The organism is Cellulomonas bogoriensis 69B4 = DSM 16987 (assembly GCF_000767165.1).
GTDB lineage: Bacteria > Actinomycetota > Actinomycetes > Actinomycetales > Cellulomonadaceae > Actinotalea > Actinotalea bogoriensis.
This window is the reverse complement of the sequence record NZ_AXCZ01000369.1, coordinates 1-937: the sequence shown is the minus strand read 5'-3', so window position 1 is coordinate 937 and position 937 is coordinate 1. Positions and strand designations below refer to the sequence as shown.

Annotated in this window: 1 protein-coding gene; it reads left to right on the top strand. The window is 63.8% G+C overall.

The genetic code is table 11. From position 1 onward, the window contains the following. On the top strand, nucleotides 1–240 hold a 240-nt coding region (locus N869_RS18665; protein ID WP_232229827.1), incomplete at its 5' end, for a hypothetical protein. Between the last annotated feature and the right edge of the window lie 697 nt (nucleotides 241–937).

The window sequence follows — 937 nt, the reverse complement described above, 5'->3', positions numbered from 1 at the left end:
AGGAGCGACCTGATGGCGAACGAGGGCGTTCGGTTCCTGCGCGACAGTTCTCCCTTCTGGAAACTCTTGCGCTGTGTGCTCAAGCCAACGATCCCGAAAACTCAAGTAGCACGTGATGCGCGCGCTTCGCACAAGCACACCAAGAGCGACGACACTGGCTCCGTAGCTCCGAGCGGCGTTGGTGCGGACCCCATCATCGGTTCGGTCGGAGGGCGGTTCGCCACCGCAAGCACGCGCTAGAAGGAGATCCATGTCGCGGCACCACCCCCCCGCCCAGCCCGGTTCGTCACCCGGCCCTTCGTCAGTCGCAGCCCAGCGGCAAAGTCAGGAGAACGAACCGAAAAAGAAGTTTCGGACAGCGCCATCGAAATGGCCCTTGGGCCCGACCCCGACATGGAGCAGCGAGAAGATCTACTTGGCATCCTGGCCAACTCGGCGTTTTTTCCAGGCGTGACAGTGCTCGTCACTACAGCGCTAGCTGGAATCGCACTCGATGCGGTGACCGGTAGGACTATCGGGATACTTCTCGCCCAAACGGCCGGCGCGCTCTTGGGCGCCCCACTCCTAGCACTCTGCCTGGCCTGGGCAACTCGTTGGACTATCGCACGCCGAGATCTGTCGCGGCGACGACCAGCATCCCCCGCATCGCAACCCAGCACTCGCGACCTTGCGTATGCGGCGCCTATCGCAATCCTGCTAGCACTCTTCTTCTTGCTCGCATAGAAGGCTTCTGCCCCCAGATCACCTGGGACGACTCGGCAGCTCGCGAGCAACTCGTCAACGCGGTGGTCGGTGACGCCGGAGCGTTGGTCGCTGCGTCCGCGCTCGTGGATGAACCTCGTCGAGGTCTGGTTCGCCATCGTCGAGCGCCAGGCCATCCGACGCGGCGCCTTCCACGTCACCGGCCAACCGGGCGATCGCCCGCGAGAGAGTCGGG